This window comes from Hydrogenophaga taeniospiralis, assembly GCF_020510445.1.
Taxonomy (GTDB): Bacteria; Pseudomonadota; Gammaproteobacteria; order Burkholderiales; family Burkholderiaceae_C; genus Hydrogenophaga.
Window position 1 is genome coordinate 2,394,549 of record NZ_JAHBAG010000001.1, and the last position, 24,089, is coordinate 2,418,637.

Genomic DNA, 24,089 nt, shown 5'->3' on the forward strand with positions numbered 1-24,089 from the left:
CCATGTCAAAACCGTATTACGAATTCAAACCCTACAACGTCGGCCGCTGGATCGTGTGGTCGCTGTTCGCGCTGGTGCTGCTGGGCGCGCCGCTGGTGTTCAGTGGCAACCTGTCCATCACCATGCTCTCGCAGATGGGCATCGCCATCATCGCCTGCCTGTCCTACAACATCCTGCTCGGCCAGGGCGGCATGCTGAGCTTCGGCCACGCGGTCTACACCGGCCTGGGTGCGTACATGGCGATGCACGCGCTCAACGCGGCGGCCGACGGGCAATGGCCGATTCCGGTGAGCCTGATCCCCTTGGTGGGCGGTGTGGCCGGGCTGTTCTTCGCCATCCTGTTCGGCTATGTGACGACCAAGAAGGCCGGCACGCCGTTCGCCATGATCACGCTGGGCATGGCCGAGCTGGTGTTCGCCATGTCGCTGATGTTCTCCGAGTTCTTCGGCGGCGAGGCTGGCATCTCGGGCAACCGGGTGGTGGGCGAGGCCTTCATGGGCATCAGCTTCGGCCCGCCGCGCCAGGTGTATTACCTGATCGCGGCCTACACCTTCGTCTGCGTGGGCCTCATGTTCGCCTTCACGCGCACGCCGCTGGGCCGCATCCTGAACGCCGTGCGCGACAACCCCGAACGCGTGGAGTTCATTGGCTACAACACGCAGAAGGTGCGCTACCTGGCGTTCATGATCGCGGGCTTCTTCGCCGGCATCGCGGGCGGCCTGGGCGCGCTGAATTTCGAGATCGTCACCGCCGAGGTGGTGGGCGCGGCACGCTCGGGCGGCTATTTGCTGTTCACCTTCCTGGGCGGCGCCACCTTCTTCTTCGGCCCCATCATCGGCGGCATCCTGATGGTGCTGGCCGCGGTGCTGCTCTCGGAGCTGACCAAGGCCTGGCTGCTCTACCTGGGCCTGATCTTCCTGTTCATGGTGATGTACGCGCCGGGCGGCATCGCCAGCCTGATCATGATGAACCTGCGCGTGGCCTCGTTCGGCAAGCTGCGCGAGGTCTGGGTGGCCTACCTGGCGCTGGGCGTGACGGCGCTGGTGGTCTTGCTGGGTGGCGGTGCCATGGTGGAAATGATCTACCACCTGCAGCTCGACGCGGCCATGGGCGACGTGGTGAAGTACCTCGGCATGTCGCTGCACCCGAAAGACGCGGGCAGCTGGTTCGGCGCGGCCTTCGTCACGCTGACCGGCCTGGGCATCTTCGAGCTGACGCGGCGCCAGTTCAGCGCCCAGTGGGCCGAGATCCAGACCGAGATCGAAAAAGAAATCAAGCGCCGGGAGACGCAATGAGCGCAGCGCCGGGCCGTTCCCAAGCAAGCTCGCACCGCAGCCCGCAGGGCGGAGGAACAACGATGAGCACAGCGACCGCGAACCCCATGCAGCCGCACGACAAGACCATGAGCCATGTGCATGCCGGTGGCTACGCGCTGGAACTGCGCGACCTGCGCAAGCGCTTCGGCAAGACCGAGATCATCCGCGGGGTGGACCTCGCGGTGCGCCCCGGCGAGCGCGTGGCCATCATCGGCCCCAACGGCGCGGGCAAGTCCACGCTGTTCAACCTGATCTCGGGCCGCTTCGAGCCCAGCAGCGGCGAGGTGCTGCTCAACGGCCACCGCATCGACGGCAAGCGGCCGTTCGAGATCAACCGCCTGGGTCTTTCGCGCAGCTTCCAGATCACCAACATCTTCCCCAAGCTCAGCGTGTTCGAGAACCTGCGCTGCGGCGTGCTCTGGAGCCTGGGCTACAAGTACACGCTGTTCCGCTTCCTGGCCGGCATGGACGACGCGAATCAGCGTGCCGACGAGCTGATGAAGATGATCCGGCTCGACAAGAAGCACGACACCCTGGCCATGAACCTGACCTACGCCGAACAGCGCGCGCTGGAGATCGGCATCACCATCGCGGGCGGCGCCAACGTGATCCTGCTCGACGAACCCACGGCCGGCATGAGCAAGAGCGAGACCAGCCGCTTCATCGACCTGATCCGCGAGGTGACCGTGGGCAAGACGCTGCTGACCGTGGAGCACGACATGGGCGTGGTGTTCGGCCTGGCCGACAAGATCGCCGTCGTGGTGTACGGCGAGGTGATCGCCTTCGACACGCCCGAGGCGGTGCGCGCGAACCCGAAGGTGCAGGAAGCCTATCTGGGCTCGGTGCTCGCCGACGAGCAGGCAGCCTCCGCCGGCCACTGAGAAGGGACGCACCATGCTGAAAATCGAAAACCTCCACGCCTACTACGGCAAGAGCCACGTGCTGCACGGCGCTTCGTTCGACGTGGGCCAGGGCGAGATCGTGGCCCTGCTCGGACGCAATGGCTCGGGCCGCTCCACCACGGCCAAGGCCATCATGGGGCTGGTGGAGTGCGAGGGCTCCATCCGGTGGAAGGGGCAGGAGATCCGGGGCCGCAAGTCCTTCGAGATCGCGCATCTGGGCATCGGCTACGTGCCCGAGAACCGCGACATCTTCCCCAAGCTCACCGTGCAGCAGAACCTGCTGCTGGGCCAGAAGGGAAAGGGCAAGGATGCCCGCTGGAGCTTCGACGACATGTACGCCATGTTCCCGCGCCTGAAGGAGCGCCAGCACACCGAAGCCGGCGTGCTCTCGGGCGGCGAGCAGCAGATGCTCACGCTGTGCCGCACGCTCATGGGCGACCCGGACCTGATCATCATCGACGAGCCCACCGAGGGCCTGGCGCCCAAGATCGTGGAGCTGGTGGGCGAATATCTGCAGAAGCTCAAGGCCCGGGGCGTGTCGGTGTTGCTGATCGAACAGAAGCTCACCATCGCCATGGCCATCTCCGACCGCGCCTTCGTCATGGGCCACGGCAGCATCGTGTTCCACGGCACGCCGGAAACGCTCAGAGCCGACCCGTACACCAGAAAAGAGTGGCTGGAGGTCTGACCCGCTTGCGACAGGTGGCACTTGCCGCACCGCACAAATTCCCTAAAATCGCACGACCGTTCGTTTTTTGAACCGTTTTCCCCGTATCCAACAGAGGAGATTCCATGACCGCTGAGTACCAGGTCCACGGCGATGTGGCCGTCATCACGCTGAACAACCCGCCGGTCAACGGCCTGGGGCTGTCGACCCGGCAGGCCATCACCGCCGGGCTGGAGAAGGCCGAGAACGATGCCGCCGTCAAGGCCATCGTGCTCACCGGCGCCGGCAAGGCGTTTTCGGGCGGCGCGGACATCCGCGAATTCGGCTCGCCCAAGGCGATCCAGGAGCCCAATCTGCTGAGCGTGATCCTGGCGGTGGAAAACACCCGCAAGCCGGTGGTCGCGGCGGTGCACAGCGTGTGCATGGGCGGTGGCCTCGAACTGGCGCTGGGCGCGCATTACCGCATCGCGGCCCCCGGCTGCAACGTGGCCCTGCCCGAGGTGAAGCTGGGCCTGATCCCCGGCGCCGGTGGCACGCAGCGCCTGCCGCGTGTGCTGGGCGTGGAAGCCGCGCTGAACATGATCGTCAGCGGCGAGCCGGTCAAGAGCGAGATGCTGGCACAACTGCCCGGCCAGAAACTGTTCGACAAGCTGGCCGCCTCGCCCGAGTCGCTGGCCGAAGAGGCGCTGGCCTTTGCCCGTGAAGTGGCCGCCAAACACGCCGACGGCTCGGCCTTGCCGCTGGTGCGCAACCTGCCTTGCAAACACAAGGACGGCGACGCCTACTTCCAGTTCGCGCGCAACATGGTCAAGGGCATGGCGAAGAACTTCCCGGCGCCCGCCAAGTGTGTGGACGCGGTGGAAGCCGCGACCAAGAAGAAGTTCGCCGACGGCATGGCCTTCGAGCGCGAGACCTTCATCAACCTGATGTGGACGCCCGAGTGCAAGTCGCTGCGCCATTTGTTCACGGCCGAGCGCGCCGCGAGCAAGATCCCCGACGTGCCGGAAGACACGCCCAAGCGCGAGATCGCGTCCGTCGCCGTCATCGGCGCCGGCACCATGGGTGGCGGCATCACCATGAACTTCCTCAACGCCGGCATCCCGGTGAAGATCCTGGAAATGAAGCAGGACGCGCTGGACCGTGGCATCGGAACCATCCGCAAGAACTACGAAGCCCAGGTGAAGAAGGGCAAGCTGAAAGCCGACAAGTACGAGCAGCGCATGAGCCTGCTCTCCACCACGCTGAGCTACGACGAGATCGGCTCGGCCGACCTGGTGATCGAGGCCGTGTTCGAAGAGATCGGCGTCAAGGAAGCGGTGTTCAAGGAGCTCGACCGCGTGATGAAGCCCGGCGCGATCCTGGCCTCCAACACCTCCACGCTGGACGTCAACAAGATCGCCCATTTCACGAAGCGCCCGCAGGACGTGGTGGGCCTGCACTTCTTCAGCCCGGCCAACGTGATGAAGCTGCTGGAAGTGGTGCGTGGTGAAGCCACCGCCAAGGACGTGCTGGCCACGGTGATGGCGGTGGCCAAGAAGATCAAGAAGACGGCGGTGGTCTCCGGCGTCTGCGACGGCTTCATCGGCAACCGCATGATCGAGCAGTACGGCCGTCAGGGCGGTTTCCTGCTCGACGAAGGCTGCACGCCCGAGCAGGTGGACAAGGCGATGGAGAAGTTCGGCATGGCCATGGGCCCGTTCCGCATGGGCGACCTGGCCGGCAACGACATCGGCTGGGCGATCCGCAAGCGCCGCTACCAGGAAAAGCCGGACATGAAGTACAGCAAGACCGCCGACCTGCTGTGCGAAAAAGGCCGCTTTGGCCAGAAGGTGGGCAAGGGCTGGTACGACTACGTCGAAGGCAAGCGCGACGCAGTTCCGAACGCCGAGGTGGTGGCCATGATCGAAGACCACCGCAAGGCGTTGGGCATCACGCCACGCAAGATCTCCGACGAAGAGATCGTGCAGCGCCTGGTGTTCTCGCTGGTGAACGAGGCCGCGCACATCCTGGAAGAGGGCATCGCCAACAAGGCCAGCGACATCGACGTGGTCTACATCTTCGGCTACGGCTTCCCGGTGTACCGCGGCGGCCCGCTGAACTACGCCAACGAGGTCGGTCTGTTCAACGTGGTCCAGGCCATGAAGCGCTTTGCCAAGAACCCGCTGGACGACGCGAAGTTCTGGCAGCCCGCACCGCTGCTGGCCCGCCTCGCCGCCGAAGGCCAAACCTTTTGATGACCGCACGAACAACGAATTGAGGACTCCATCATGACCAACGCCGTCATCGTCTCCACCGCCCGCACGCCCCTGGCCAAGAGCTGGAAGGGCGCCTTCAACATGACCCACGGCGCCACGCTCGGCGGCCACGCCGTGCAGCATGCCGTGCAACGCGCCGGCATCGACGCCGCCGAAGTCGAAGACGTGATCATGGGCTGCGCCAACCCCGAGGGCGCCACGGGCGCCAACATCGCGCGCCAGATCGCGCTCAAGGCCGGCCTGCCCATCACGGTATCGGGCATGACCGTCAACCGTTTCTGCTCATCCGGACTGCAGACCATCGCCCTGGCCGCGCAACGCATCATCGCCGGCGAAGGCTCGGTGTATGTGGCCGGTGGTGTGGAGAGCATTTCCTGTGTCCAGCAGGAGATGAACCAGCACATGCTCAAGGACCTGGCGCTGGAAAAGCAGAAGCCAGAGATCTACTGGAACATGCTGCAGACCGCCGAGCAGGTGGCCAAGCGCTACGGCATCGGCCGCGACGCCATGGACGAGTACGGCGCCGCCAGCCAGCAGAAAGCCACGGCCGCGCTGGAAGCCGGCCTGTTCAAGGCCGAGATCGCCCCCATCACCGTGACCGCCGGTGTGGCCGACAAGGTCATGGGCCTGATGACCAAACAGGTCACGGTCGAGAACGACGAAGGCATCCGCGCCGGCACCACGTTCGACGGCATCCACGGCCTGCGCTCGGCGTTGCCGGGTGGCCTGGTGTCGGCGGGCAACGCCAGCCAGTTCAGCGACGGCGCCGGTGCCTGCGTGGTGATGGACGAAACCCTGGCCGAGAAGCGTGGCCTGCAACCGCTGGGCCGGTTCCTGGGTTTTGCGGTCGCGGGTTGTGAACCCGACGAAATGGGCATTGGCCCGGTGTTCGCGATTCCCAAGGTGCTCGCGCGCCTGGGTCTGAAGGTGAGCGACATCGACCTCTGGGAACTCAACGAAGCTTTCGCCGTGCAGGTGATCTACTGCCGCGACAAGCTGGGCATTCCGGGTGACCGCCTCAACGTGAACGGCGGCGCCATCGCCGTGGGCCACCCCTACGGCGTGTCGGGCCAGCGCCTGACCGGCCACGCGCTGATCGAAGGCAAGCGCCGCGGCGCCAAGCGGGTGTGCGTGACCATGTGCATCGGCGGCGGCATGGGTGCGGCGGGCATCTTTGAAGTTCTGTAAGGGCTTCTGGTGAGCGACGTCACCGTCAGCCCCGAGGTGTTTCTGGCGATGGGTCGCGAGGTCCTGGCCTCGCAGCCTTTTTCCACGCTCATTGGGGCCGAACTGGCGGCGCTCTCGCCGGGGCATTGCGAACTGCATGTCCCGATCACGGAGGTGATCAAGCAGCAGCACGGCTTCGTGCACGGTGGTGTGGTGAGCTACGCGGCCGACAACGCGCTCACCTACGCCGGCGGCACGGCGCTGCGCGTGCCGGTGGTCACCTCCGAGTTCAAGATCAACTACCTGCGCCCGGCCATCGGCGAGCGCCTGATCGCGCGCGCCCACGCGGTGCACACGGGCAAGTCGCAGGCGGTCTGCCGTTGCGATGTGTTCGTGGTGAAAGACGGGGAAGAAAAGCTCTGTGCCGTGGCGCAGGGCACCATCGCCGCGTTGCCTGCGGCCACGGCCTGAGCGAGCGGTGGCGCCGGGGTTCACCCCATGGCTCGCGCTCGCAAACCGAGACACACTGCCTTGATGACCCCCTACCGCATCGGCTCCGGTGCCGGCTACGCCGGTGACCGCATCGACCCCGCGCTGGATCTGGCCGAGCGCGGCGAGCTCGATGCCCTGGTGTTCGAGTGCCTGGCCGAGCGCACCATCGCCCTGGCCCAACTGCGCCGTGCCAGCGATCCGCAGGCCGGCTACGACCCCATGCTCCAGGCGCGCATGCGCGCCGTGCTGTCGGCCTGCGTGCGCAACGGGGTGACGGTGATCACCAACATGGGCGCCGCCAACCCGATGGCGGCCGGGCAGGCGGTGCTGGACGTGGCGCGCGAACTGGGCCTGTCGCGCCTGCGCGTGGCGGTGGTGACGGGCGACGACGTGCTGCCCTGGATGCAGGCGAACGACGCGCCGCTGATCGATTCGCCCGACACGGTGCGACGTCTGGACGGTCGCCTGATCTCCGCCAACGCCTACCTCGGCGCCGACGCCTTGCTGCCCGCGTTGCAGGCGGACGTGAACGTGATCATTACCGGCCGCGTGGCCGACCCTTCGCTGTTCGTTGCGCCGCTGATGGCGCATTTCGGCTGGGCTCCGGACGACTGGCACCGCCTGGGCCAGGGCCTGCTGGTGGGGCATCTGCTCGAATGCGCGGCCCAGGTCAGCGGCGGCTATCTGGCCGACCCGGGCCACGTGGACGTGCCCGACCTGCACCGCGTGGGCTTCCCGCTGGCCGAGGTGTCTGCCGATGGCAGCGTGGTCGTCACCAAACTGCCGGGCACCGGCGGGCGCGTGGACCGGCTCAGCTGCACCGCGCAACTGCTCTACGAAGTGGAAGACCCGGCGCATTATCTGCAGGCCGATGTGGTTGGGGACTTTTCTCAAGTGCGTTTCAGTGAGTTGGCACCCGACCGCGTGCAGGCACAGGGCGCCAGCGGTCAGGCGCGCCCTGAACATTTGAAAGCCACGCTGGGCTACCGCGACGGTTTCATCGGCGAGGGCCAGATCTCCTACGCCGGCCCGGGCGCCCGGGCGCGTGGCGAGCTGGCGCTGTCCATCCTGCGCCAGCGCCTGCAGGACGCCACGCTGTCCCATGGCCTCAGCGGTCTGGAGCACCGCGCCGAGCTGATCGGCGTGAACGCCATGCACGGCCCGCAGCTGGGCCTGGACCGCGAGCCATATGAGGTTCGTGTGCGTCTGGCGGTGCGCTGCGCCAACCGTGCGCAGGCCGAAGCGGTGGGGCAGGAGGTGGAGGCGCTCTACCTCAATGGCCCGGCCGGCGGCGGCGGTGTGACGCAGTCGGTGCGCGAGGTGATCGCCGCGGCCTCGGCCCTGGTGCCGCGTTCGGCCGTCCATGCCCGCTGCGACATTCTGGAGTGGACGGTATGAGCACGAGCGCCGCGCCGGGCCGCCCCAAGCAAGCTCGCGCCCCCTCGGGGGGCAGCGCAGTACACGAAGTGACAAGCGTGGGGGCAACATCTCGCCGCACCCTGCGCGACATCGCCCTGGCCCGCTCGGGCGACAAGGGCAACCGCGCCACGCTGAGCGTGATCGCGCTGAACCCGGCAGACTACCCTGAGCTGGAGCGCCTGCTCACCGCCGAGCGGGTGCGCGCGCACTTCGCGGGCGTGGTGCAGGGCGCCGTGCAGCGCTACACCCTGCCGCACCTGGGCGCCGTGCATTTCGTGATGTTCGATGCCCTGGGTGGCGGCGTCACGCGCTCGCTGGCGCTCGACGCCCACGGCAAGACCCTGAGCGCGGCCGTGCTGGACTTGCCGCTTTGAGAGACTTGAGACCGAACCTGTTTTCACAACCCACCAGAAGGAGACTCCGATGAAGCCTGTTGTCCGATTGATCGCCGCCACCGTGGCCGTGCTCGCGTTGTCATCCACCGCCTTCGCCCAGGCCTGGCCCGAGCGCCCCATCAAGGCGGTCGTGCCCTTTGCCGCGGGCAGCGCCACCGACACCATCGGCCGCGCCTTCGCGCTGAAGATGCAGGAGGTGCTGGGGCAGACCATCGTGGTGGACAACAAGCCCGGCGCCAGCGGCCTGCTGGGGGCCGACGCGGTGGCCAAGGCCGCACCCGACGGCTACACCATCCTGATCGGCACCAACAGCACCAACGCCGCGCTCAAGAGCCTGATGAAGAAGCTGCCCTACGACCAGGACACCGCGTTCGCGCCCGTGGCCTACATGGGCTCGGTGCCGCTGATCATGGCGGTCAACAACGACGTGCCGGCCAAGACGCTGAAAGAGCTGGTGGACATGGCCAAGGCCAAGCCCGGCAGCATCAACTTCGCCAGCGCCAGCACCTCGCAACTCGTGTCCACCGAGATGATGGCTGGCATGGCCGGCATCCAGCTCACCAACGTGTCGTACAAGAGCGGCCCCGCCGCCATGACCGACCTGATCGGTGGCGTGGTGCAGATGTTCAGCGCCGACTTCGCGGTGATGCTGCCGCAGGTCAAGGCCGGCAAGGTGCGCGGCCTGGCGGTCACCTCAAGCAAGCGCTCGCCGGCCGTGCCCGAGCTGCCCACCGTGAACGAGGCCCTGGGCCTGAAGGACTACGAGTTGATCGCCTATTTCGCGGTGTTCGCGCCCGCAGGAACGCCGCCCGATGTCGTGGCCAAGCTCAACAAGGCGGTGAACGCCGCAGCCAGCAGCAAGGAGATCCAGGACCGCTTCGCCGGCATCGGCTTCGCGGTCGAACCCGGCACCCCCGAAGACCTGGCCAAGCGCAGCGTGACCGAAACCGCCAAGTGGGCCAAGGCCATCAAGGACGCGAAGATCGAACCGCAATAAGAGCCGGTAGAGCCATGAGTCTTCGTCCCACCATCGACTTTCTGCTGCACGACTGGCTGGGCGCCGAATCGCTCAGCGAGCGCGAGCGCTTCAAAGACCACAGCCGCGAAACCTTCGACGCCGTGCTCGACACCTGCGAGCGCATCGCGCGCGAGAAGTACGCGCCCTTCAACCGGCTGGTGGACACGCAGGAGCCGCATTTCGATGGCGAAAAGGTGATCCTGCCGCAGGCCACGCACGACGCGCAGAAGGCCTATGCCGAGAGCGGCATGCTCAGCGCCGCGCAGGACTACGAGATTGGCGGCATGCAGCTGCCCTACACCGTGGAGGCGGCGGCCAACGCCTTCTTCGCCATGGCCTCGGTGAGCATCGGCAGCGGCATGCTCACCACGGGCAACGCCAACCTGTTGATGAAGCACGGCACCGAGGCTCAGAAGCGCGTGTTCGCGCTCAACGAGTTCAGTGGCCGCTTCTCCGGCACCATGTGCCTGAGTGAACCGCAGGCCGGCTCGTCGCTCAGCGACGTGACGACGCGGGCCGTGCCGGACGGCGAGGGCAGCGGAGCCGACCCGCTGGGCCCGCGCTACCGGCTCAAGGGCAACAAGATGTGGATCTCGGCCGGCGAACACGAGCTGACCGAGAACATCATCCACCTAGTGCTGGCCAAGATCCCCGACGAACACGGCAAGCTCATCCCTGGCGTGAAAGGCATCTCGCTCTTCATCGCGCCCAAGAAACTGGTGGACACCGAAGGCCAACTCACCGGCGAGCGCAACGACGTGGCGCTGGCCGGCCTGAACCACAAGTGCGGCTGGCGCGGCACGACCAACACCTTGCTGAACTTCGGCGAAGGCAAGTACCCGGTGCGGGGTGAAGCCGGCGCGGTGGGCTATCTGGTCGGCCAGCCCGGCAAGGGCCTGCAGTGCATGTTCCACATGATGAACGAGGCCCGCATCGGTGTCGGCATGGCGGCCACCATGCTGGGCATGGCCGGTTACCACGCGAGTCTCGACTATGCGAAGAACCGGCCGCAAGGACGCCCAGTTTCAGCTGGGGGAAAAGACGCGGCCGCACCCCAGGTGCGCATCATCGAACACGCCGATGTGAAACGCATGTTGCTGGCGCAGAAGAGCTACTGCGAAGGCGCGCTGGCCCTGGAGCTGTATTGCGCCCGCCTCGTGGACGAACAGCACACCGGGGCGCCCGAGGCCGCCGACGACGCACGCCTGCTGCTCGAAGTGCTCACGCCCATCGCCAAGAGCTGGCCCAGCGAATGGTGCCTGGAAGCCAATTCGCTGGCGATCCAGATCCACGGCGGTTACGGCTACACGCGCGACTTCCCGGTGGAACAATACTGGCGCGACAACCGCCTCAACATGATCCACGAAGGCACGCACGGCATCCAGGGCATGGACCTGCTGGGCCGCAAGGTGCTGATGGAAAACGGCAAGGGCCTGCAGCTGCTGGCCGGCCGCATCAACGCCACCATTCAACGCGCGATCCAGGTGCCCGAACTCGCGGCGCACGCCAGCGCGCTGGGCCAGGCGCTGGCGCAGGTGGGCGCGGCCACGAAAGCCGGCTGGGCCACCGGCGACCCGGGTGACGCGCTGGCCAACGCCGTGCCCTACCTGCAGGCCTTTGGCCACACCGTGCTGGCCTGGATCTGGCTCGACGTGGCGCTCGCGGCGCAGGCCTCGGCTGAATCGCCTGCGCGCACCGGGCGCCTGGGCGCCATGCGTTATTTTTTCCATTACGAACTGCCGAAAATCGGCGCCTGGCTGCAGGTGGTGAGCGCGCGCGACCAGACCTGCGCCAGCCTGCCCGAAGCCGCTTTCTGAACAACCATCCACAGGAGACACCACATGACCCGAAACATCCAGCAACTCTTTGACCTCAAGGGCAAGACGGCCCTCGTCACCGGCGGCTCGCGTGGCCTGGGCCTGCAGATGGCCCACGCGCTCGGCGAAGCCGGCGCCCGCGTGGTGATCAGCTCGCGCAAGGCCACCGACCTCGAAGAGGCCACGGCCGAGCTGCAGGCCGCCGGCATCGACGCGCGCTGGATCGCCGCCGACTGCTCGCTCGAAGAAGACATCCGCCGCCTCACCAGCGAAACCCTGCAGCGTGTCGGCGACGTGGACATCCTCGTCAACAACGCCGGCGCGGCCTGGGGCGCGCCCGCCGAAGACCACCCGCTCGAAGCCTGGGACAAGGTGATGAACCTCAACGTGCGCAGCTACTTCCTGCTCAGCCAGCTGATCGCCAAGGCCAGCATGATTCCGCGCCGCGCGGGCAGCATCATCAACACCGCCAGCATCGCCGGCCTGGGCGGCAACCCCTCCGGCATGAAGACCATTGCTTACAACACCTCCAAGGGCGCCGTGATCAACTTCACCCGCGCGCTGGCCGCCGAGTGGGGCGAACACGGCATCCGCGTCAACGCCATCTGCCCGGGCTTCTTTCCGAGCAAGATGACGCAGGGCACCTTGAAGGCCATGGGCGAAGAAAAGCTGGCTTCCCACGCCCCGCTGCGCCGCCTGGGCGACGACGAAGACCTGAAGGGCCTGACTGTGCTGTACGCGTCGGATGCGGGCAAACACATCACGGGGCAGTGGCTGGCCGTCGATGGTGGCGTGTCCGTGATCACCGGAGGTTGAGTGGAGTTCTCGGTCCATATCCCTTTTGTCGAGCTGCTCGGCTTCGAACTGCAGACGTTCGAGGGCGGCGAGGCGCAGATCGCTTTCGCGCCCCGGCCCGAGCATGAAAACTCCTTCAACGTGGTGCACGGCGGCGCCAGCATGACGCTGCTCGACGTGGTCATGGCGCACGCCGCGCGTTCGGTGGAGCCGGCCATGGGCTGCGTCACCATCGAGATGAAAACCAGCTTCATGCGCGCGGCCAAAGGGCCGCTGCTCGCCAAAGGCAAGCTGCTGCACCGCACCGCCACCATGGCCTTCACCGAAGGCAGCATCTTCGACGCCAGCGGCAAGCTCTGCGCCCACGCCACCGGCACCTTCAAGTTCGTGCCGCGCCTGCCCGTGGGGAAAACCACGCAGGGCTTGAACACCATCCAGACCGACTGAACGTCGATTCCCCTCAAACCACCGGAGACACCCATGCCCGCCAACCAACAGATCCTGCTCGACAACCGCCCGCAAGGCGAAGCCACGGTCGACAACTTCAAGCTCGTCACCACCGACACCCCGGCCCTCGCCGAGGGCCAGGTGCTGGTGCGCCACCACTTCCTGAGCCTGGACCCGTACATGCGCGGGCGCATGAACGACAGCAAGAGCTACGCGGCTTCCCAGCCGTTGGGCGAGGTCATGATCGGCGGCACCGTGGGCGAGGTCGCCGAGTCCAGGCACCCCAAGTTCCAGCCCGGCGACAAGGTCGTGGGCATGGGCGGCTGGCAGGAATACAGCGTGGTCAACGCCGGCGATCCCGGCGCCCTGCGCAAGGTGGACACCACGCACGTGCCGCTCTCGTACTACCTGGGCGCGGTCGGCATGCCGGGCGTGACCGCCTGGTACGGCCTGGTGAAGATCATCAACCCCAAGGCCGGCGACACCGTGGTGGTGAGCGCGGCCACCGGCGCCGTGGGCAGTGCGTTTGGCGCGCTGGCCAAGGCGCGGGGCTGCCGTGCGGTGGGCATCGCGGGCGGGCCGGACAAGTGCCAGTACGCGGTCGAAGAGCTGGGCTTTGACGCCTGCATCGACTACAAGCAGCACAAGGACATGTACTCCCTGGCCAAGGCCCTCAAGGAAGCCTGCCCGGATGGCATCGACGGCTACTTTGAGAACGTGGGCGGCATGATTCTGGACGCCGTTCTGCTGCGCATGAACGCCTTCGGCCGCATCGCGGTCTGCGGCATGATCGCCGGCTACGACGGCGCGCCGCTGCCGCTGACCAACCCGGCGCTGATCCTCATCAACCGCCTGAAGATCGAGGGTTTCATCGTCAGCGAACACATGGAAGTCTGGCCCGAGGCGCTGACCGAGCTGGGCACGCTGGTCGCCCAAGGCAAGCTGCGCCCGCGCGAAACCGTGGCGCAGGGCCTGGCGTCAGCCCCCGAGGCTTTCATGGGTTTGCTCAAGGGCCGGAATTTCGGTAAACAGCTGGTGAAACTGATTTGAACACCCTCCAGGAGCACACCATGTCACACACGCCCCTTGCCATCACCGTTCTCGCCGCTGCCCTCGCACTCGCGGGTTGCGGGCATCCCATGCAACGCGGTGAACACCACACCGGCAAGGGGTACGGCGCCATGTCGCCCGAAACCGCGCCTCCCGCACAGGCCAAGGTCACGGCGAGCATGCCCACCCTGTCGTCCGGCTACAAAAAGGTCGAGGCGCCTGCGGGGGCCAGGCTGTACTTCGTGAATCTGCGCAACGGCATGACCGTGGGCAGTCCGGTGAAGGTGGTGTTCGGCCTGAGCGGCATGGGGGTGGCACCGGCCGGCATCGAGAAGGTGGGCACGGGCCACCACCACCTGCTGGTGAACGTGAGCGAATGGGATGCCAATGCACCGCTGCCGGCCAACGAGCAGTTCCGGCATTTCGGCGCCGGCCAGACCGAAACCTCGCTCGAACTCAAGCCCGGTCAGCACACCCTGCAACTGGTGCTGGGCGACCAGAACCACATCCCGCACCACCCGGTGGTCATGAGCGAGCGCATCACGATCACGGTGAAGTGAGGTTTCGGTCCGGCGGTTCAGGAGACCCACCATGCAAGCCACCCACGAAGTCCTCAACCAGCCCGAGCCGCTGGTGGATGTGAACCTGTTCGATGGCAACCGGGCCATGCAGGACGCCTTGCGTTTCAACGCGCCGTCGCTGGACACGGCGCCATTGCAGGCGCTGGGCCAGCAGGTGGGCAGCGCCGAGATGCAGCAGCACGCCCGGCTGGCCAATGTGTTTACGCCGCAGCTCAAGAGCCACGACCGTTTCGGCCACCGCATTGATCAGGTGGAGTTCCACCCGAGTTACCACGCGCTGATGACGGCGGCCACGGCGGCTGGGTTGCATGGCACGCCTTGGGGTGAGGGTGCTGCGAACCCTCACCTCTCCCGCGCCGCCGGCTTCATGCTCTTCACCGAGCTGGAGCCCTCCACCTTGTGCCCCATCTCCATGAGCTACGCGGTCACGCCCGCGCTGCGCGACAACCCGGCCATCTACGCCGACTGGGCGCCGCAGCTCACCAGCCGCGCCTACGACCCGGCGCTCAAGCGCTGGAAAGACAAGGCCGGTGTGACCATGGGCATGGGCATGACGGAGAAGCAGGGCGGCTCGGACGTGCGGGCCAACACCACGCAAGCGGTGCCGGCTGGCAGCGATGACTGGGGCCAGCGTTTCAGCGTCACCGGCCACAAGTGGTTCTTCTCGGCGCCCATGTGTGACGCCTTCCTGGTCCTGGCGCAGACGCCGAACGGCCTCTCCTGCCTGTTCCTGCCGCGCGTGCTGCCCGATGGTTCGCTCAATCGGCTCTTCATCCAGCGCCTGAAAGACAAGCTGGGCAACAAGGCCAACGCCAGCTCCGAGGTGGAGTTCGCCGGCGCCACCGCCTGGCTGGTGGGCGAAGAAGGCCGGGGCGTGCCGCAGATCCTGGCCATGGGCACCATGACGCGGCTGGACTGCGCGCTCGGCACCAGCGGCCTGATGCGCCAAGCCTTGTCGATCGCGCTGAACCACACCTCGCAGCGCATGGCCTTTGGCAAGAAGCTGATCGACCAGCCGCTGATGAAAAACGTGCTCGCCGATCTGGCGCTGGAGTCCGAAGCCTCCACCGCGCTGGCCCTGCGGCTGGCGCGCAGCTTCGACCGCCCGGGCGACGCGCACGAGCAGGCCATGCAGCGACTGCTCACGCCCGTGGCCAAGTTCTGGATCTGCAAGCGCGGCAGCCATTTCGCCGAAGAGGCCATGGAGTGCCTGGGTGGCAACGGCTACGTGGAAGAGGGCGGCGAGGGCATCATGGCGCGCATCTACCGCGAGATGCCGGTCAACAGCATCTGGGAAGGCGCCGGCAACATCATGGCGCTGGACCTGCTGCGTGCATTGCGCAAGGCCGACGCCGCCGCCGCGCTCGCGCAGGAACTGGCGCCCGCCAAAGGCATGCACCCGGCGCTGGACCACATGGCTCAGAGCCTGCCCACCCGCGTGGAGCAGATGGCCACCGAAATGGAAGCGCGCCGCCTCGCGCAGGACGTGGCCCTGGCCGTGCAGGCCGCGCTGCTGGCGCAGACCGCGCCGGCCGCCGTGTTCAGCGCCTTCTGCGATTCGCGCCTGGCCGGTCATTGGGGCCACAGCTTCGGCTCGCTGGGCGCGGGCGTCGATTTCGATGCCATCATTGCCCGCGCTCAACCCCGCTGAAGTCCGGAGACACTCATGACCGACCTGATCCTGCACCACTACCCCATGTCGCCCTTCTCGGAAAAGGTGCGGCTGATCCTGGGCCACAAGCAGCTGGCCTGGAAGAGCGTGCTGATTCCCAGCGTGATGCCCAAGCCCGACGTGGTGGCGCTCACCGGCGGCTACCGGCGCACGCCCTTCCTGCAGATCGGTGCCGACATCTATTGCGACACCGCGCTGATCTGCGACGTGCTCGAACACCGCCAGCCCGCGCCCATGCTCTACCCCGAGCACAACAAGGGCATCGCCCGCGTGCTGGCCCAGTGGGCCGACAGCACGCTGTTCTGGGCCGCCATGGCTTACACCCTCAGCCCCAAGGGCGCAGCGGCCCTGTTTGCCAACCAGCCCGAAGTGGGCCAGGCCTTCGCGGCCGACCGTGGCGCCATGCGCGGCGGCATGACCAGCCTGCGCCCGGGCGATGCCACCGCCGCCTACAAGAGCTACCTGCGCCGCCTGGCCAACATGCTGCACGAGCAGCCGTTCCTGCTGGGTGCGGCGCCCTGCGTGGCCGACTTCGCCGCCTACCACCCGCTGTGGTTCACGCGCGTGATCAACCCGAGCATGGCCGGCATCCTGGAGGCGACGCCCGACGTGCTGGACTGGATGGACCGCATGGCCACCTTCGGCCACGGCCACCTGGCCAAGCTCTCGTCCACCGAGGCGATCGCCATCGCGGCGGCGGCCGAGCCGGTCCCCTTGCACGACGAAGCCTTCCAGGACGAACACGGCATCCCGTTGGGCAGCCGTGTCACGGTGGCGGCCGAGAGCTTCGGCCAGGAACCGACCGAAGGCATCCTGCGCGCGGCCTCGCGCACGCACTACACGCTGGAGCGCAGCGACGAGCGCGCCGGCCGGCTGCATGTGCATTTCCCGCGCATCGGCTTTGTACTGCGGGAAGTGCGCGCTTGAGCCGGCCTGCTTTGATGCCGGTGGCGTGGCGCTGCCTGCCGTTTGACGCGCTGCTGCCGCGCACGCTGTACGCGCTGCTCCAGCTGCGCAGCGCGGTGTTCGTGGTGGAGCAGGCCTGCGCGTTCCAGGACCTGGACGGCGCCGATGCCGACTGCATGCATCTGCTGGGCGAAGCTGTTGATCCAAATGGACAGCCGCAACTGCTGGCCTACACCCGCCTCGTCCCCGCCGGTCTCAAGTACCACGAGGCCAGCATCGGCCGCGTGGTCACCGCACCGGTCACGCGCGGCAGCGGCATGGGTCACGCGCTGATGGCCGAGTCCATCCGCATGCTGCACAGCCTGTGGGGCGTGCAGCCGATCCGCATCGGCGCGCAGGCGCACCTGGAACGTTTCTACAACGCGCACGGCTTCGTGTCCGACGACAAGCCCTATATCGAAGACGGCATCCCGCATCTGGAAATGCTTAGGCCAGAAGCCCCCCTGCGCCGCTTCGCGGCTTCCCCCCAGGGGGACCACGCCCTTGGACCGGCAGAGCCGGATCTTCGGCGTGTGCTGAATGGCTCCCCCTCAGACCCGCAGACCCCCGCCAGCCCATCAGGAGACAAGACGTGATTTCAGACTTCAAAGGCAAGACGGCGGTGCTGACCGGCGCCGGCTCGGGCTTCGGCCTCGAATGCGCGCGCATCGGCGCACAGCTCGGCATGAACCTTGTGTTGGTCGATGTGCAGCAGGACGCGCTGGACAAGGCCGAAGCGGAAATGAAGGCGGCCGGTGCGCAGGTGCTGGCCAGGCGCGTGGACGTGTCCAGCGCCGAACAGATGGAAGCACTCGCCGCCGACGTGGTGCAGCGCTTCGGCGCGCCGCATTTCGTGTTCAACAACGCCGGCGTGGGCTCCGGCGGCCTGGTCTGGGAAAACTCGGTGAAAGACTGGGAATGGGTGCTGGGCGTGAACCTCTGGGGCGTGATCCACGGCGTGCGCCTGTTCACGCCGCTGATGCTCGCCGCCGCAAAAGCCGACCCCGCGTTCCAGGGCCACATCGTCAACACCGCCAGCATGGCTGGCCTGCTCACGCCGCCCAACATGGGCATCTACAACGTGAGCAAACACGCGGTGGTGAGTCTCACCGAAACGCTCTACCAGGACCTCAAGCTGGTGAGCGACCAGATCAGCGCCAGCGTGTTGTGCCCGTACTTCGTGCCCACCGGCATCAGCCAGAGCCACCGCAACAAACCCGCCGAACTGGTCGACGAGAAAGCCACGCAGAGCCAGCTGATCGGCCAGGCCATGAGCGACAAGGCCGTGAGCTCGGGCAAGGTCACGGCGGCCGAGGTGGCGCAGAAAGTGTTCGACGCCATCGCGGCCGACCGGTTCTACATCTTCAGCCACCCCAAGGCGCTGGGCAATGTGCGCGCGCGCATGGAGGGCATCGTCAACCAGACCAACCCGGCCGATCCGTTCCTCGAACGGCCCGAGATCGGCGTGGGTTTGCGCGCGGCGCTGCGCGCCGTGTGAGACCGAGGCGGCCATGGCTGAGGGCGGTCACACCCTGTTCGACACCACCATCGGTGTCTGCGGCATCGCCTGGGGGCCGGAGGGTGTGGTCGCGGTGCAGCTGCCCGAGGCCGATGCCGCCCGCACCCGTGCGCGGTTGCTCATAGGACTGCCGCCACTGACCGAGGTGGCCCGGCCGCCGGCACCCGTGCAGGCCGCCATCGAAGGCATCCAGGCGCTGTTGAAGGGCGAGGCGCGGGACCTGCTCGAAGTGCCGCTGGACATGACCCGCCTCACGCCGTTCCAGCGCGAGGTCTATGCAATGGCCCGCGCCATACCGCCCGGCCAGACCCGCACTTACGGCGAGATGGCCCGGGCCCTGGGCGATGCCGGCCTGGCGCGCGCCGTGGGGCAGGCCCTGGGCCACAACCCGTTTGCCCCGGTCGTGCCCTGCCATCGCGTGCTCGCGGCGGGCGCCCGCTCGGGTGGCTTCTCGGCCCGCGGCGGCGTGGCGACCAAGTTGCGCATGCTGCAGATCGAAGGCGCGCAGATCGGTGGTGGGCCCGGTCTGTTCGATGGAGACGGCGCGTGATCACCGCCACCGAGCTGCTGACGGGCGCCATCCGGGTGGTGGATTACCGCTGCAGCGCCGGCCCCGCCGAGCAACCGTTCACCGAGCTGCACACAAGCCACTCGGTCTCCTACGTGCGCAAGGGGACCTTCGGCTACCGGGCGCGTGGCGCCTCGTACGAGCTGGTGGCCGGCTCGGTGCTGGTGGGTCACCCGGGCGACGAGTTCATGTGCACGCACGACCACCACGTCTGCGGCGACGAATGCCTGGCGTTTCACCTCTCGCCCGGCTTCGTCGATCTGGTCGGCGGCAACCAGGCCACCTGGCGCACCGGCGGTCTGCCGCCGCTGCCGGAACTCATGGTGCTGGGCGAGCTCGCGCAGGCGGTGGCCAGCGGCCGCAGCGATGCCGGTCTGGACGAAGTGGGCCTGTGGTTCGCGTCCCGCTTCGTGGACGTCGTGGCGGGCCGCCAGCGGGCGGCACAGACCGCGACCGGGCGCGACCGCCGCCGCGCCGTGGAGGCGGCGATGTGGATCGCCGCCCACTCGCACGAGGACATCGACCTGGACAGGGCGGCCGGCGAAGTGGCCTTGAGCCCGTTTCATTTCCTGCGGCTGTTCTCGCGCGTGCTGGGCGTCACGCCGCACCAGTACCTGGTGCGTTCGCGGCTGCGCCACGCGGCGCGGCTGCTCGCCGACAGCGAGCAACCGGTGACCGAGGTGGCCCTGGAGGTCGGGTTTGCCGATCTCAGCAACTTCGTGCGCAGCTTCCACCGCGCGGCCGGCGTCTCGCCGCGCGGCTTTCGCCAGGCCGCCCGAAACGGCCTGAAAAAGGACCGCAAGATTCTCCAAGACCGCGTGGCCGCCCTGATCGACGATGACCGCCTGATCAACCCATCAAGCAGGAAGCCATCGCCATGTACGACCACCTCGGACTGAAAGTCAAAGACCTCGCCGCGAGCATCCGCTTCTACGAAGTCGCGCTCGCCCCACTCGGCCACGAGCTGGGTTCCCACGACGACACCTGCGCCGGTCTGGGCCCGAAAGGCGCGCCCGCGCTGTGGCTCTATGCGACGAAGGGCGCCAAAGGCCCGGGCACGCACATCGCTTTCCGCGCCGCCGACCACCGGGCGGTGGACGCGTTCTACCAAGCGGGCCTGAAGGCTGGCGCCAAAGACAATGGCGGCCCGGGCCCGCGCCCCGACTACAGCCCGACCTACTACGCGGCCTTCTTGATCGACCCCGACGGCAACAACGTCGAAGCCGTCTGCCCCTGAAGAAGGGGGGGGAGAAGCGCCACGGCCACCGTCGGTGGCCAGCCCACGGGCTATCACCACACGCCACCGCATGCCAGCACCGCTGTTCGCCGACGGCGCACGGCGCAGCCGCTTCGTCTGGTGTCGATTCAGGGTGTATGTGTGAGAAAGTAGTCATTTAGTCGTTAATAAGTATTGCGAAAGATGTACAAATGATCACAATCGCTTTCGTGTGATGCAACTTTGTAAGTGCAAGCAAGGGAGGTGCAAGCAGTGCACCGCAAAGAGCACCTCACTCCGTCATTGGTCGCTCATGGGGGGTGGCCGATGTTTCAACCTTGCTTGGAGTGTCATCATGGAAAAGCTGCTGATCGCAACCCGCCGTTTCCTTCGCGACGAAGAAGGCGTGACCGCCATTGAGTACGGCCTGATCGCCGCGTTGATCGCTGTGGTGATCATCGTGGGGGCTGGTCTGGTGGGGACCAACCTCAACACCCTCTTTACCGATATCTCTGGCTGCCTGCAATCGCCGCCGGCGGGAGCCATCTGCGGCTGACCGGTGCTGGGTTGGCTGACCGAGAGGCCCAGCGATGGGCGGGCGGTCAGCCCACCCGCGGCGGGCGATGCTCTTTTCCCCGCTGACCCGGTGAACACATCCAAGGTTTCCACCATGCCAAGACCATCCCTCGGGTTTCGCCACTGGCAGCAAGGCGTGAGCGCCATCGAATATGGCTTGCTCGCCGCGCTGATCGCCTTGGTGGCCATCGTGGGCATGACGGCGCTGGGGAATGCCAATGAAGCGGGCTGGGATGCGTGGGTGGCACGTGTGCTCGCCGTGATTTCACCTCCCTGAACCGGGCAGGCCTGCTTGCAGGCCGGGAGCGGTGCAGACGGCAAGGTCTGCGCGCCCGAATGAGAAAAACCATCGGTCCAACCCTTGGAGGGTGGCCGAGAGAGCGATAGAGACGACCGTTACCGGTTTTGCCGCTGGCAAAACCCGAACTGGGAGTTGAACATGAACATCGGCATGGCACCTGGCGATTGGCAGGTAGGGGGCTTCGGCCTGCTGGCGTTGTGTCTCGCGCTGGCCGCGCTCTCCGATGGGCGGCGGCGCCGCATCCCGAACACGCTGGTGCTGGTGACCCTGCTGGTCGGCGTGTTGTTGAACACCTTCGGCCCCCAAGCTTTCCGCGACAACGACGGCCTGTTCTCGCTTTACCCCGGTGCCCTCGGCCTGGGGGCCAGCCTGCTGGGCGCGCTGGTGGCGCTGTTGGTCTTCCTTCCCTTTTACGCCTTGCGCGCCCTGGGCGCCGGTGACGTGAAGCTGTTTGCCGCCGTGGGCGCTTTCGCCGGCCCGGCCGCGAGCGTGAACCTCGCCCTGTGTGTGCTGCTGGCCGGTGGCCTGCTGGCGCTGGCCCGCATGGCCATGGCGCACAACGCCCGCCTGGTGGTGCGGAACACGCTGGCCGCACTGGGCCAGATGCTGCCGGGCTCGGTCGGTTCTTTCGATGCCGGCACCCAGACCGCCTGGCGCATGCCGTACGCGGTGGCCATCGCGCTCGGTGTCGTGGCCTACGCGGCCTGGCTGTTCAGCGGGCGCGAGCCCATCCTCAACTTTTGAAAGCCAGCCATGCAAGAGCTTTCACTTTCCAGCACCTCCCCACTGCTCAAGGCCGCCGTGGCCGAGCCCTTCGTCGACGCGGTGGATGTGGAGGGCCTGCCCGCGTCGTTCGTGATCGACCTGGCCCTGCGGCATTTCGCGCGCAAGGGCGAGCTCAAGCTGTTCGCCGTGGCGCAGCAGCTGGGCCTGCCGGTGCCGGTGATGGACAACCTGATGTCCCAGATGCGCGGCCTGGGCCTGCTGGAGGTGCCGCGGCGCGGCACGCTGGAGGGCGACATCAGTTTTGCGCTCACCGACGCTGGCCAGCGCATGGCGCGCATGGCGTTTGACAAGTGCCAGTACGTGGGCCCGGCGCCCGTGCCGCTGGCCGACTACGTGGCCCAGGTCCGGGAACAGGCCCAGCACCAGGCCCCGGTGCGCGCCGAGCGCCTGCAGCAGGTGCTCAAGGACATGGTCCTGCCGCCCGAGCTGCTGCCCACGCTGGGCAGCGCGCTCAACTCGGGCAAGGCGATCTACCTGCACGGCGACAGCGGCACCGGCAAGACCTACCTGGCCGAGCACCTGGTGCGCACCCTCGAGGGGCACATCTGGGTGCCCCACGCGCTGTACGTCGATGGCGAGGTGGTGCAGGTGTTCGACCCCATCGTGCACAAGCGGGTGACCCTGGCGCCGGTGCCCGATCGCACGCTCGCCCGCGATCTGTCGGCCGACGGCCGCTGGGTGCGCAGCGAGCGGCCGGTGGTGATCGCCGGTGGCGAGCTCACCCTGGACACGCTCGACCTGGAATACGACACCCACACCCGCCTGCACACGGCATCGCCCCAGTTGAAGGCCAACAACGGCATCTTCGTGATCGACGACCTGGGCCGCCAGCGCGTGAGCCCGAGCGAGCTCATGAACCGCTGGATCGTGCCCCTGGACCGCCACGTGGACTACCTGACGCTCAACACCGGCACCAAGTTCGCCGTGCCGTTCGACGTGCGGGTGATTTTCGCGAGCAACCTGCCGCCCGACGATCTGGTGGACCCGGCCTTTGCCCGCCGGCTGGGCTACAAGATCCGGATCGACGCGCTCGATGCCGCCCGCTACCGCAGCGTGGTGACGCAGGCCTGCGCGCGCACCGGCGTGCCCGAGGACCCGGCCGGGGTCGACCACCTCATCCACTTGCTGCACCCGCGCGACGGGCGGCCCTATTACCCCTGCATTCCCTTTGACGTGATCAGCAAGATCGCGGACCTCGGCCGCTACCTGGAGCAGCCCGCCCGCATGACCCCCGAGCGGCTGGAGTGGGCCTGGAACACCTACTTCGGCCGTGAGGATCACCACGGCATGGCCGCCATTCCTACGCATTCAGGAGAATGAAAATGCAAAGCAAACGCGCCTTCGTGATGCTGGCCCTGTCGGTGCTGGCCGGTGTGGCCGCCGTGATCCTGGCCGCCCGCTGGATGGGGCAACAGGCTTCGGGCGAACGGACCACCGTGCTGGTGGCCACGAGCGATCTCGATCTCGGTCAGGCGATCACCGCCCAGATGCTGCGCCCTGTTGCCTGGCCGGCCGGCGCGCAGCCGGAGGGGGCGTTCAACGACGCCACCAAGCTCGAAGGCCGGGTGGTGCGCACCAGCATCTACAAGGGCGAGCCGGTGCTGGAGCCCAAACTGGCCCCCGAAGGGACCAAGGCCGGCCTGGACTCGGTCATCAAGCCGGGGCACCGCGCCATCACCGTCAAGGTCAACGAGGTGGTGGGCGTGGCCGGCTTCCTGGCACCGGGCAGCCATGTGGACCTGCTGGTGAACATCAAGGACGACCGCGAAACGACCATTTCGCGGGTGGTGCTGGAACGCATCATGGTGCTGGCCGTGGCCCAGGAGGCCCGGCGCCCGGAAGAAACCAAGGCCCGCGTGGTCAACGCCGTCACCCTGGAGGTGACCCCCGAGCAGGCCGAAAAGATCGACCTGGCCCGCAATGTGGGCACCTTGTCGCTCATGTTGCGCAACCAGGTGGACACGCAGGACAGCGCCACCGAGGGCATCACCCGCAAGGACCTGTTCGGCGATGAACCGCCCGTGGTGAGCCCCCCGGCGGCCGTGGCCGTCGTCAAGAAGGCCGCACCGGTGCGCCGCGCCACCGCGCCGCGCAAGCCCGCACCCAGCGCCCCGGCCGAGCCCACCAACACGGTGGAGTTGATCCGCGGCATCCAGAAGTCTTCGTCCCCCTACTGAGGAAGCAT

The 24,089-nt window shown here is 67.2% G+C and carries 26 protein-coding genes; all 26 read left to right on the forward strand.

The window, feature by feature from the left end; all coding sequences use genetic code 11:
* The first annotated feature begins 2 nt into the window (after nt 1–2).
* Complete coding sequence (locus KIH07_RS11460; protein WP_226492089.1) at nt 3–1,295, forward strand: branched-chain amino acid ABC transporter permease; 1,293 nt, start codon at nt 3–5, stop codon at nt 1,293–1,295.
* A 107-nt stretch (nt 1,296–1,402) separates the two neighbouring features.
* Nucleotides 1,403–2,197 (forward strand): ABC transporter ATP-binding protein, encoded by a 795-nt coding sequence (locus tag KIH07_RS11465; protein ID WP_226494688.1) that lies wholly within the window; start codon nt 1,403–1,405, stop codon nt 2,195–2,197.
* Between the two features lie 13 nt (nt 2,198–2,210).
* Nucleotides 2,211–2,906, forward strand: coding sequence for an ABC transporter ATP-binding protein (locus KIH07_RS11470; RefSeq protein ID WP_226492090.1), 696 nt, complete (start codon nt 2,211–2,213; stop codon nt 2,904–2,906).
* A gap of 104 nt (nt 2,907–3,010) precedes the next feature.
* On the forward strand, nt 3,011–5,119 hold the full coding sequence (locus KIH07_RS11475) for a 3-hydroxyacyl-CoA dehydrogenase NAD-binding domain-containing protein (protein ID WP_226492091.1): 2,109 nt from the start codon (nt 3,011–3,013) through the stop codon (nt 5,117–5,119).
* Between the two features lie 33 nt (nt 5,120–5,152).
* Nucleotides 5,153–6,328 carry an acetyl-CoA C-acyltransferase gene (locus KIH07_RS11480; RefSeq protein WP_226492092.1) on the forward strand — a complete coding sequence of 392 codons (1,176 nt, stop codon included), beginning with the start codon at nt 5,153–5,155 and terminating at the stop codon, nt 6,326–6,328.
* A gap of 48 nt (nt 6,329–6,376) precedes the next feature.
* The gene (locus tag KIH07_RS11485; protein ID WP_226494689.1) at nt 6,377–6,778 is read left to right on the forward strand and encodes a PaaI family thioesterase; all 402 of its coding nucleotides are present in this window, start codon (nt 6,377–6,379) and stop codon (nt 6,776–6,778) included.
* 63 nt (nt 6,779–6,841) lie between these two features.
* The gene (locus KIH07_RS11490; protein ID WP_226492093.1) at nt 6,842–8,197 is read left to right on the forward strand and encodes an acyclic terpene utilization AtuA family protein; all 1,356 of its coding nucleotides are present in this window, start codon (nt 6,842–6,844) and stop codon (nt 8,195–8,197) included.
* Between the two features lie 77 nt (nt 8,198–8,274).
* On the forward strand, nt 8,275–8,592 hold the full coding sequence (locus KIH07_RS11495) for a hypothetical protein (protein WP_226492094.1): 318 nt from the start codon (nt 8,275–8,277) through the stop codon (nt 8,590–8,592).
* Nucleotides 8,593–8,641: 49 nt separating this feature from the next.
* Nucleotides 8,642–9,610 carry a Bug family tripartite tricarboxylate transporter substrate binding protein gene (locus tag KIH07_RS11500; RefSeq protein ID WP_226492095.1) on the forward strand — a complete coding sequence of 323 codons (969 nt, stop codon included), beginning with the start codon at nt 8,642–8,644 and terminating at the stop codon, nt 9,608–9,610.
* 14 nt (nt 9,611–9,624) lie between these two features.
* Nucleotides 9,625–11,448 (forward strand): acyl-CoA dehydrogenase, encoded by a 1,824-nt coding sequence (locus tag KIH07_RS11505; RefSeq protein WP_226492096.1) that lies wholly within the window; start codon nt 9,625–9,627, stop codon nt 11,446–11,448.
* A 24-nt stretch (nt 11,449–11,472) separates the two neighbouring features.
* Nucleotides 11,473–12,264: an SDR family oxidoreductase gene (locus tag KIH07_RS11510; RefSeq protein ID WP_226492097.1), complete on the forward strand. Its 792-nt coding sequence runs from the start codon at nt 11,473–11,475 to the stop codon at nt 12,262–12,264.
* Nucleotides 12,265–12,690 (forward strand): PaaI family thioesterase, encoded by a 426-nt coding sequence (locus KIH07_RS11515; protein WP_226492098.1) that lies wholly within the window; start codon nt 12,265–12,267, stop codon nt 12,688–12,690.
* A 33-nt stretch (nt 12,691–12,723) separates the two neighbouring features.
* Nucleotides 12,724–13,740 (forward strand): NADP-dependent oxidoreductase, encoded by a 1,017-nt coding sequence (locus KIH07_RS11520; RefSeq protein WP_226492099.1) that lies wholly within the window; start codon nt 12,724–12,726, stop codon nt 13,738–13,740.
* A gap of 20 nt (nt 13,741–13,760) precedes the next feature.
* Nucleotides 13,761–14,300: a DUF4399 domain-containing protein gene (locus KIH07_RS11525; RefSeq protein WP_226492100.1), complete on the forward strand. Its 540-nt coding sequence runs from the start codon at nt 13,761–13,763 to the stop codon at nt 14,298–14,300.
* A 31-nt stretch (nt 14,301–14,331) separates the two neighbouring features.
* Nucleotides 14,332–15,972 carry an isovaleryl-CoA dehydrogenase gene (locus KIH07_RS11530; RefSeq protein WP_226492101.1) on the forward strand — a complete coding sequence of 547 codons (1,641 nt, stop codon included), beginning with the start codon at nt 14,332–14,334 and terminating at the stop codon, nt 15,970–15,972.
* Nucleotides 15,973–15,987: 15 nt separating this feature from the next.
* The gene (locus KIH07_RS11535; RefSeq protein WP_226492102.1) at nt 15,988–16,920 is read left to right on the forward strand and encodes a glutathione S-transferase family protein; all 933 of its coding nucleotides are present in this window, start codon (nt 15,988–15,990) and stop codon (nt 16,918–16,920) included.
* Entirely contained in the window at nt 16,917–17,534 is a 618-nt protein-coding gene (locus tag KIH07_RS11540; RefSeq protein ID WP_319004798.1) for a GNAT family N-acetyltransferase, read from the forward strand. The genes KIH07_RS11535 and KIH07_RS11540 overlap by 4 nt, the downstream gene beginning before the upstream one ends.
* A complete protein-coding gene (locus KIH07_RS11545) occupies nt 17,531–18,436 on the forward strand; it encodes an SDR family oxidoreductase (RefSeq protein ID WP_226492103.1) in 906 nt (301 codons plus the stop codon). The genes KIH07_RS11540 and KIH07_RS11545 overlap by 4 nt, the downstream gene beginning before the upstream one ends.
* Nucleotides 18,437–18,449: 13 nt before the next feature.
* Nucleotides 18,450–19,007 (forward strand): methylated-DNA--[protein]-cysteine S-methyltransferase, encoded by a 558-nt coding sequence (locus tag KIH07_RS11550; protein WP_226492104.1) that lies wholly within the window; start codon nt 18,450–18,452, stop codon nt 19,005–19,007.
* A complete protein-coding gene (locus KIH07_RS11555) occupies nt 19,004–19,924 on the forward strand; it encodes a helix-turn-helix domain-containing protein (protein ID WP_226492105.1) in 921 nt (306 codons plus the stop codon). The genes KIH07_RS11550 and KIH07_RS11555 overlap by 4 nt, the downstream gene beginning before the upstream one ends.
* Nucleotides 19,903–20,262: a VOC family protein gene (locus KIH07_RS11560; protein ID WP_226492106.1), complete on the forward strand. Its 360-nt coding sequence runs from the start codon at nt 19,903–19,905 to the stop codon at nt 20,260–20,262. Before KIH07_RS11555 ends, KIH07_RS11560 begins: the two co-directional genes overlap by 22 nt.
* A gap of 334 nt (nt 20,263–20,596) precedes the next feature.
* Nucleotides 20,597–20,797: a Flp family type IVb pilin gene (locus tag KIH07_RS11565; RefSeq protein ID WP_226492107.1), complete on the forward strand. Its 201-nt coding sequence runs from the start codon at nt 20,597–20,599 to the stop codon at nt 20,795–20,797.
* 114 nt (nt 20,798–20,911) lie between these two features.
* Nucleotides 20,912–21,094, forward strand: a complete 183-nt coding sequence (locus KIH07_RS11570) for a Flp family type IVb pilin (protein ID WP_226492108.1) — start codon at nt 20,912–20,914, stop codon at nt 21,092–21,094.
* Nucleotides 21,095–21,256: 162 nt separating this feature from the next.
* Nucleotides 21,257–21,862: a prepilin peptidase gene (locus tag KIH07_RS11575; RefSeq protein WP_226492109.1), complete on the forward strand. Its 606-nt coding sequence runs from the start codon at nt 21,257–21,259 to the stop codon at nt 21,860–21,862.
* Nucleotides 21,863–21,871: 9 nt separating this feature from the next.
* Nucleotides 21,872–23,224 carry an ATP-binding protein gene (locus KIH07_RS11580; RefSeq protein ID WP_226492110.1) on the forward strand — a complete coding sequence of 451 codons (1,353 nt, stop codon included), beginning with the start codon at nt 21,872–21,874 and terminating at the stop codon, nt 23,222–23,224.
* Between the two features lie 2 nt (nt 23,225–23,226).
* Nucleotides 23,227–24,081, forward strand: coding sequence for a Flp pilus assembly protein CpaB (cpaB, locus tag KIH07_RS11585; RefSeq protein ID WP_226492111.1), 855 nt, complete (start codon nt 23,227–23,229; stop codon nt 24,079–24,081).
* Nucleotides 24,082–24,089: the final 8 nt, after the last annotated feature.